Genomic DNA, 7,983 nt, shown 5'->3' with positions numbered 1-7,983 from the left:
TCGACGTGGTGCTCGACACCGTCGTCGGCGGGGCCGCGCCCGACGTTCACACGCTCGGGCTCCAGCTCTGGGGCGGGCTCGCCGCCGTGATGGTCGCCTGGACCGGACTCAAGATCGCGTTCAGCGGCACGTTCCAGCCGTGGGAGATCGTCAAGCTCGTGATCGGGATCGCGATCCCCCGCACGCTGCTCCACTACTACGTCGTCCCGATCCCCGGCGTCGGGCTCACGTTCCCGGCCATGGTCGCCGGAGGCGGGATCTGGCTCCAGAACCTGTTCCTGTCCGACGTGGTGTCGGCCGGCTACACCGAGATGACCGCGCTCGTGCAGGCGTACTCCGCGCACCTGGGCGCGGCGTGGTCCACGGGCAACCTGCTCTCGGTCGTGACGGCGGGCGCGACCGTGATCTTCTCCTCGCTGGTCACGCTCGTGATGGGCGCTTCGCTCGTGGTTTGCCTGCTGGCGCTGTTCTGCGTGACCTACGCGCAGGTGATCTGGGCGCAGGTCGCCATCGCCATCGCGATCCTGCTCGGTCCGGTGTTCATCGCGTTCCTGCTCTTCGAGCCGCTCTCGTTCCTGTTCTGGGGATGGTTCCGGACCATGATGGTCTACACGCTCTACGGCGTCGTGGCCGGGGCCGTGCTGCGCGTCTTCATGGGCGTCGGCATGGGCTACATCACGACCTACGCCGATGCCCTCATGGGCACCGGAACGGCGGACCCGTTCGAGCTCTGGCTCTGGGCCGTCGTCCTCATGCCGCTCGTCGTCTCCGGCCTCATGGCCGGGCTCAAGGTCGGCGAACTCGCCTCGATGCTCGTGTCCGGCTCCGGCTCCGCCGGGTCCGGGTTCGTCGCGCTCGTCATGCAGGGGGCGAGCAAGGCCGCCGCTCCCGTCAAGCCCGTCTGAGCCCCAAGGAGACACCGATGATGAAACGAGACCGTGACGCGGGCCGCGAGTACGCCGAGATCTGGGGCGAGGCCGTGCAGGCGAACCGGAAGCTCAGGACGATCCTGATCTTCCTTTCCGCGAGCATCGTGCTCGGCGTCCTCGTGCTGCTGCGCATAGCTGGCGCGGAGCCGCCCAAGCCCATCGTCGTCCGCGTGGATGAGGTGGGCCGGGCCGAGGCGCTGGCCTACGAGGCCGCGACCGTCCAGGCCGATCCGCTCGATGCGACGACAAAATACTTCCTGAACCGGTTCGTCCACGACTTCCACTCGCGCCGCCGCGCGACCGTCGAGGAGCACTGGACCCGCAGCCTCCGGTTCCTGTCGACGGACCTGGCGAACGCGGCGTTCCAGAGGGACGGCGCGGAGGTCGCGAGCGTGGCGGCGGGGACCGCCGACACCGAGACCGAGGTCGAGCAGGTCGTGCTCCGCATCCACCCCGCGCCCGAGCCGCCGCACGGCGCGACGGCCGACTTCGACCTCGTGCACCTGAGGGGCGAACAGGAGCTTCGGCGCGAACGCTGGTCGCTCAGCCTCCGGTTCGAGTTCCTAGATTCGATCCCTACGGAGCTGGTCGTGCACAACCCGATGGGGCTCCTCGTCACCTACATGCGGGCCGACCGGGCGCTCGTGACGGGAGACGAGCGATGATCGCGCATCTCAAGGGCCGCGAGAAGGCGCTCGAAGCCTTCGGCTGGACGGGCAGGAAGGCCGAATGGGTCGCGCTCGTGTGTCTCCACAGCGGCGTGTTCACCCGCGCGCAGTGGGCGCGGTTCATGGGCGCGCACCCGGAACAGGTCCGGCGCGGCGTCCACGCCCTGATCGCTGAGCGCGTCGCGAGCGAGGAGACGGAGCCCGGCGTCGCCGGCATGGGCCGGGTCGGCCGGATCTTCGCCCGCCCGGTCTACCGGGCGCTCGGAGCCGAGCACATCCGCCACCGCCGCGGCGCTTCGACCGAAGTGCTTCTGCGCCGCCTGCTGTCGCTCGACTACGTGATCGAGCACACGGACCTGCCCTGGCTCCCCACGGAGCAGGAGAAGGTGTCCGCGTTCGAGGCGCTCGGCATCGAACGCTCGCTGCTGCCCGTGCGCGTGTACCGGGGCGCCGCCCGCACCACCCGCCGCTACTTCCCCGTGAAGCTGCCGGTCGCGCTCGACTCGGCCCGCGCTCTGTTCGTCTACACCGATCCGGGCCACGAGACCTCGACGGCGCTCCGTTCGTGGGGCCGGGCGCACCGCGGGCTCTGGCGCGCGCTCCGGGGACTTGGCCGGTCGGTCGAGGTCGTGGCCGTCGCGCGCACCGCGCGGGAGCTCGACCGGGCGCGGCGGGTGACGCGAGGATGGTCCGAGCCCGGCGGTCCCGCCGAGCCCGAAGCCGGGGCGGCCGAGGAGCTCGCCCGGATCGAGCGGGCGATCCTCAAGGGCGCGGTCCACATCCTCGAGGAGTTCGGCGGCCTCCAGGCGGCGCTGAAGCGCAGCGTCGCGCTGGAGGAGCAGGCGCGCCGGCGGGGCGGGCGCGGATCGATCGACCGCGGGGCCGCTTGGCGGACCGAGCGCCTCGCAAGGGTCCGCTACCGATGAGCGGAGGGCTCGCAATGCCGAACCGCGGCGTGAAAACGACGCGGGGGGTCGTTTCACGAATCCGGCCCCCGGCGATTCACATGCGGCCTTCCGTCCATCCGCTTGCGCGGTGGCGTCTTGCGGCACCGCGGCCCGCCGGCCCGACGCCGGACGGGCCACGGGGGCCGTGGCTGGAGCGACCCGCCTCGCCGAGGGCTCGGTGCGGCGTAGGGCCGAGCGTGTTTTCACAACTCGCCCCCCCGCCTCGACGGGTCGCTCCAGCGCCAGGGATCCCTCCGGGAAGGGTGTCCGGCCGATGAAGCCGTGGACGCTCGTCCTCACCGGGGCGGCCCTGGCGGCGACCGCCGCGCGCGCGTTGCTCGCGCCGTTTCCGCCCGTCGGCGGCAACCCGTTTCTCGACCTGATCGCCCAGAACGATCCGGGCATCCATGCGGCGATCCGCGCGTGGTACTACCTAGCGCCCGGCGCGGCCGTCGTCCTGGCCGGCAACGTGATGCGCTCGGTCTCGCGGGTCTGGCTGGAGCCGCTCGCGATGCGCCGGAACCGGGGCAGGCTGCCCGCCTGGCCGAACTCGCCCGGGGACGACGCGCCGTCGCTCGTCGTCGGGGAACTGCACCACCCGACCGTTGCCCGGGAATGCGACCGGCCCTCCTGGCTCGTCGTTCCCGAGAGGGGACTCTACACCGGCGTGCTCGTCGTCGGGGCGGTCGGCACCGGCAAGACGACGGCCTGCATGTACCCGTTCGCGCGGCAGCTGCTCACCTGGCAGGCCGAAGATGCCGACCGCCGCGCGGGCGCGCTCGTGCTGGAGGTCAAAGGGGACTTCTGTCACCAGGTCCGGCGCATCCTGGGCGAGGCCGGGCGCGAGGACGACTACCTCGAAATCGGGCTCGGGGGGGCTTGGCAGTGGAACCCGCTCGACGATCCGCTGCTCGATTCCTACTCGATGGCGTACAGCGTCGCGTCGCTCATCAACCAGCTCTTCGGCAAGTCCCGCGAACCGTTCTGGCAGCAGGCCTACACGAACCTCGTTCGCTGGATCGTCGAGCTGCACCGGCTCCTGCCGGGCGGCTGGGTCACGCTCCGCGACATCTACCGCTGCACGGTCGAGGCGGAGTTGTTCGCCCGGAAGATCGGGGAGGCGAAGGCCGAGGCGCTTCGGCGGTGCCCCATGCGAGTTGTCATCGCCGCCAAGGTTCTCACCAAGCACCGGAAGGCGCTCGGCGACTGGGACTGGGACATGGCGCCCGGCAGCGACACGGTGGCGTGTCCCCTCGATCCGGAACGCGCGGCGCTTCTCGCGGAGTTGAAGGTCGAGTGCGCCACGGAGCCGGTGGGAAGCGGGGCGGGACGCGAGTACGCCGAGCAGGTCGAGGCCGTCGAGCGATGGTACCGGCACGACTGGACGAAGCTCGACGCCAAGCTCCGCACCTCGATCGTCGAAGGCATCTCGGTGTTCCTGTCGCTCTTCGATCAGCCGGACGTGGCGCGCGTGTTCTGCCCGCCGCCGCCGAAGGACGACCCCCCAGACGCACGGACGGACGGAGACGAAGGAGAGGAGGTCCCGGACGTGCAGCCCATCCCGGGACTCCGGCGCAGGCTGCCGCCGCTCGCCGACCTGATCGAGGGCGGCAAGGTGCTGGCGCTCAACATGCCAGCCGGGGCGAACCCGGCCTTGGCACGCGCCATCGGCGTGCTGCTCAAGAACGCGTGGATGCAGGCGCTGCTCCGAAGACCCGCCGAGGCGGCCCGCCGCCCCGGCCGCTACATGCGGCCCGCCGTGTTCATCTGTGACGAGTATCAAGCGTTCGCCACCGTAGGGCAGGACGACCCCTCGGGCGACGAGAAGGCGTTCGCGCTCACGCGGCAGTGCCGCTGCATCCCCATCGTCGCCACGCAGTCGATCTCCTCGCTCCGCTCCGTGCTCCCGTCGGGGGAGGCGTGGCGCACGCTCGTCCAGACGCTCCGCACCCGGATCTTCCTGTCGCTCTCCGACGACGCGTCGGCCAAGATCGCGTCCGAAATGTGCGGCGACGTCAAGAAGACGCAGGCGTCCTATACGTTCACCGAGACCTCGAACAAGCCCGAGTTCTCGCTCCTGTCCGGCCGGGCCGGGGGCGGCGACGGCCAGCTCGGGGCGAGCAAGTCGTTCCGGCAACAGCGGGAGCCGGTGTTCACCCCGCGTCAGTTCGGGCTGCTCGCCAACTATCAGGCGATCTGCCTCCCGTACGACGGCGTCAAGTCGCTCCCGGCGCGGCGCGTCTACCTGAAGCCCCACTACCTGCTCAGGACCCAGGGCTACTGGCGGCAGCGCGAGGAGGGGCGGATATGAAGCGCGCCAGCGGCGTCGGCCACCTCGTCCCGTTCCTTCCGGGGTTGGAGGGTCTACTCGAAGATCCCGGGGTCTCCGAGATCATGATCAACGGACCCGCGAACGTCTGGGTCGAGCGCGCCGGGACGCTGGAGCCCCACGACGCGCCCGGGCTCACCGCGGCATGGCTCCACCGAGCGGCGATCCACATCGCCCGGCCGCTCGGGCTCGATCCCGCCGCCCGGCCCATCCTCGACGCCCGGCTGGAGGACGGATCGCGGGTCGCGATCTGCACGCCACCCGCGAGCCCCGAGGTCGCGATCACCATACGCAGGTTCGGGGGCCGGGCGTTCACGGCCGAGGATCTCGTCCGCATGAGCTCGCTCCCGGAAGAGGCGCTCCAGGCCGCCCGGGCCACGCTTGCGGCGCGCCGGAACATCCTCGTCTCCGGCGGCACCGGCTCGGGCAAGACCACGCTCCTGAACGCGCTGATCGAACTCCTGCCCGAGGACGAGCGGATCGTCGCCATCGAGGACACGCTCGAACTCCGGATCGACCGCGCCAACTGCCTCCGGTTCGAGGCCGGAGCCACCCACGACACGCCCGTCTCGATCCGCGACCTGGTGCGCCACGCGCTCCGCCACCGGCCCGACCACATCGTCGTCGGCGAGGTCCGGGGCGGCGAGGCCGCCGACCTCTTGCAAGCCCTCAACACCGGGCACGGCGGGTCCCTCACGACCATCCACGCCAACAACGCGCGTTCCGCGCTCTCGCGACTCGCCAGCTGCGCCATGCAGGCCGGCGACGCGCTGCCCTGGGAGGTCACCTGCCGGGGCGTCGTCGACGGCATCGCGCTCGTGCTGCACGTGACCCGCCGCGACGGGCGCCGGTTCGTCGAAGAGGCGCTCGAAGTGCGCGGCTACGACGCGGCCACCGGCCGCTGGATCACGGAACCGACATGGACCACCCAACCACCGAAGGAGGTGAACGCATGAGAGGCATCGACCGGACCATCCGAGTCAAGACGTTCGAGGACTTCGACCGCGAACTCGCCCGCGACAGCGGCGACACGCTCGAAGTCGACGCCTTCCTGGCCGAGCAGTACGGCCTCTTCCCCGAGGACGTAGGCGACGAGGACGAGATCGCCGCCGCCTGGGACGACCCGCACGGCGCCGCCGGCGAGGAGGTGGACGCATGAACCACGACGAATACCACCGCAAGTTCGCCGACGCGATCATCGAGCAGATCCGGCAGGGCACCGCGCCCTGGCAGAAGCCGTGGGCGCCGGGCGAGCGCGTGATGCCCATGAACGTGGACACCGACCGCTCCTACCGGGGCGGGAACAGCCTGCACCTCGCCTCCGTGCAGCAGGAGCAGGGCTACGGCGACGTGCGCTGGGGCACCTACCGCCAGATCCAGACCAAAGGCGGGCAGGTCAGGAAGGGCGAGCGCGGCACCCGCATCCTCTCCTTCCAGGACAAGAAGCGGATCGCCGTGACCGACGAGCAGGGTCGGCCCAGGAGGGACGCCGAGGGCAAGAAGGTCTACCGCTACGAGAAGCTCAAGGCGCCGTTCGTGCGCCAGTACACGGTGTTCAACGCCGAGCAGGCCGACGGGCTGCCCGAGCGCTCGAACCCGACGCCCGAGCCGCTCTGGAAGGTGCACCAGGAGGCCGAGCGGGTCATGGAGGATGTCGGCGTCCCGGTCCGCCACGTCCAGGGCGACCGCGCCTACTACCACATGAAGCGCGACGAGATCGTGCTGCCCGAGCGGGGCCAGTTCCCGTCCGCGAACCACTACTACCAGACCGCACTCCACGAGCTGGGCCACAGCACCGGCCACGAGAGCCGGATGAAGCGCGACACCCTCATCGAGGGGATCAACAACGGGTTCGGCTCGCCGGAGTACGCCCGCGAGGAGCTGCGGGCCGAGATCAGCGCGATGATGACCGGCGAGCGCGTGGGCGTCGGCCACGACCCGGCGCGGGGCGCGGCCTACGTCGAGGGCTGGATCCAGGCGCTTGAGGAGGACCCGCGCGAGATCCGGCGCGCGGCCGCGGACGCGCAGAAGATCTCCGACTTCGTGCTCGGCCGGCACCGCGAGCGCGTGGCGGCGCGCGATCCCGTCGCCGTGGCGGCCGTCCGCACGCCCGCGCAGGGGCCGCAGAGGATCGTCGTTCACGTGCCGCAGATCCCCACCCCGGCGCGCGGCGCCGGGCCGAGCCGCTGACCGACCGATGAGAGGGAGGGAGATGTTCGGCCGCACGGCCGAACCGGACCCGCGCCCGGCCGCGCCACCCAGCCGCAATCGATCTCCGATGCGGAAAGGCCACCGCCGAGAATACGCCGCGGACCGCAAGCGCGGGTCCATCCCCTTCCCCGAACGCTGCGCCGGGGCCCTGACCGACATCGGCGTCCACGGCGCGGTCTCCTACCGCGACCTCGCGGAGATCCGCTTCAGCGGGCATCCCTACGCCACTCGCCGGGCCGTCGACGCGTGGATCCGGGACGGGCTCGTCACCGAGGGCACGGCCCCAGGGCCGAACGGCAATCCGTTCAAGATCGTCACCCTCACGCCCGCCGGCTTGGCCGAAGCTCGCGAACTCGCCGCCAAGCGGGGGATGGACCGGGAGCAGCGGATCGACATCCCCCGAATCCGCGACGCCCAAGCCAGCCACGACACCGCCGTCTACCGCGCATGCGCCGAGGAACGGGAGCGCCTCCGCCGACGCGGGGCCAAGGTGCGCCGCGTCCGACTCGACGCCGAACTCAAGAGCGCCGTCGCGCGAGCGAGCGAGTCGGAGCGGAGGAGGAACGGCGACCGCGCGGCCGACCGCGAGCGGCGACGTGAGGCCGGGGAACTCGGGCTTCCCCTCGACGGGGCGGACCGGGTGCTCTATCCCGACGCGCAGATCGAGTACGAGGACGCCGAGGGGAGAACCGGGCGCGTCAACATCGAGGTCGCATCCGGGGACTACCGCGAACCGGCGCTGCGCGCCAAGGCGGCCGCCGGGTTCGCCATGCACGCCAACGGACCGGCCGCCCAAGGCATGCTCCGCAAGCTCGGCCTGGGGTCTGGGGACGGCGGATCCTGGCTCAGGGGGCCCGCCGACCGCGATCCGGCGTCCGTCGAACTCTGACCGCAAAGGA

Annotated in this window: 8 protein-coding genes; all 8 read left to right on the top strand. The window is 71.4% G+C overall.

Annotated elements, in window-relative coordinates; translation table 11 throughout:
- Window positions 1-905 (top strand): type IV secretion system protein (locus OXU32_01190; protein ID MDE0072584.1); only part of this gene is annotated, 905 nt, incomplete at its 5' end.
- A gap of 17 nt (window positions 906-922) precedes the next feature.
- Window positions 923-1,594, top strand: coding sequence for a VirB8/TrbF family protein (locus OXU32_01185; protein ID MDE0072583.1), 672 nt, complete (start codon window positions 923-925; stop codon window positions 1,592-1,594).
- The gene (locus OXU32_01180) at window positions 1,591-2,523 is read left to right on the top strand and encodes a hypothetical protein (GenBank protein ID MDE0072582.1); all 933 of its coding nucleotides are present in this window, start codon (window positions 1,591-1,593) and stop codon (window positions 2,521-2,523) included. The genes OXU32_01185 and OXU32_01180 overlap by 4 nt, the downstream gene beginning before the upstream one ends.
- Window positions 2,524-2,818: 295 nt before the next feature.
- Window positions 2,819-4,855 (top strand): type IV secretion system DNA-binding domain-containing protein, encoded by a 2,037-nt coding sequence (locus tag OXU32_01175; protein MDE0072581.1) that lies wholly within the window; start codon window positions 2,819-2,821, stop codon window positions 4,853-4,855.
- Entirely contained in the window at window positions 4,852-5,829 is a 978-nt protein-coding gene (locus OXU32_01170; protein ID MDE0072580.1) for an ATPase, T2SS/T4P/T4SS family, read from the top strand. The genes OXU32_01175 and OXU32_01170 overlap by 4 nt, the downstream gene beginning before the upstream one ends.
- Complete coding sequence (locus OXU32_01165; protein MDE0072579.1) at window positions 5,826-6,032, top strand: hypothetical protein; 207 nt, start codon at window positions 5,826-5,828, stop codon at window positions 6,030-6,032. The genes OXU32_01170 and OXU32_01165 overlap by 4 nt, the downstream gene beginning before the upstream one ends.
- The gene (locus tag OXU32_01160; GenBank protein ID MDE0072578.1) at window positions 6,029-7,063 is read left to right on the top strand and encodes a zincin-like metallopeptidase domain-containing protein; all 1,035 of its coding nucleotides are present in this window, start codon (window positions 6,029-6,031) and stop codon (window positions 7,061-7,063) included. Before OXU32_01165 ends, OXU32_01160 begins: the two co-directional genes overlap by 4 nt.
- 88 nt (window positions 7,064-7,151) lie before the next feature.
- On the top strand, window positions 7,152-7,973 hold the full coding sequence (locus OXU32_01155) for a hypothetical protein (GenBank protein ID MDE0072577.1): 822 nt from the start codon (window positions 7,152-7,154) through the stop codon (window positions 7,971-7,973).
- Window positions 7,974-7,983: the final 10 nt, after the last annotated feature.

It is taken from the genome of Gammaproteobacteria bacterium, from assembly GCA_028819075.1.
In the GTDB taxonomy this organism is placed as follows: Bacteria; Gemmatimonadota; Gemmatimonadetes; order Longimicrobiales; family Gaopeijiaceae; genus BD2-11.
The sequence above is the reverse complement of the archived record's forward strand: the minus strand, read 5'-3'. Positions and strand labels throughout refer to the sequence as shown.

Bases quoted from the DNA above. Each gene is read 5' to 3' on its own strand.
- OXU32_01185 (MDE0072583.1), top strand. From the start codon at position 923: ATGATGAAACGAGACCGTGACGCGGGCCGCGAGTACGCCGAGATCTGG.
- OXU32_01180 (MDE0072582.1), top strand. From the start codon at position 1,591: ATGATCGCGCATCTCAAGGGCCGCGAGAAGGCGCTCGAAGCCTTCGGC.
- OXU32_01175 (MDE0072581.1), top strand. From the start codon at position 2,819: ATGAAGCCGTGGACGCTCGTCCTCACCGGGGCGGCCCTGGCGGCGACC.
- OXU32_01170 (MDE0072580.1), top strand. From the start codon at position 4,852: ATGAAGCGCGCCAGCGGCGTCGGCCACCTCGTCCCGTTCCTTCCGGGG.
- OXU32_01165 (MDE0072579.1), top strand. From the start codon at position 5,826: ATGAGAGGCATCGACCGGACCATCCGAGTCAAGACGTTCGAGGACTTC.
- OXU32_01160 (MDE0072578.1), top strand. From the start codon at position 6,029: ATGAACCACGACGAATACCACCGCAAGTTCGCCGACGCGATCATCGAG.
- OXU32_01155 (MDE0072577.1), top strand. From the start codon at position 7,152: ATGCGGAAAGGCCACCGCCGAGAATACGCCGCGGACCGCAAGCGCGGG.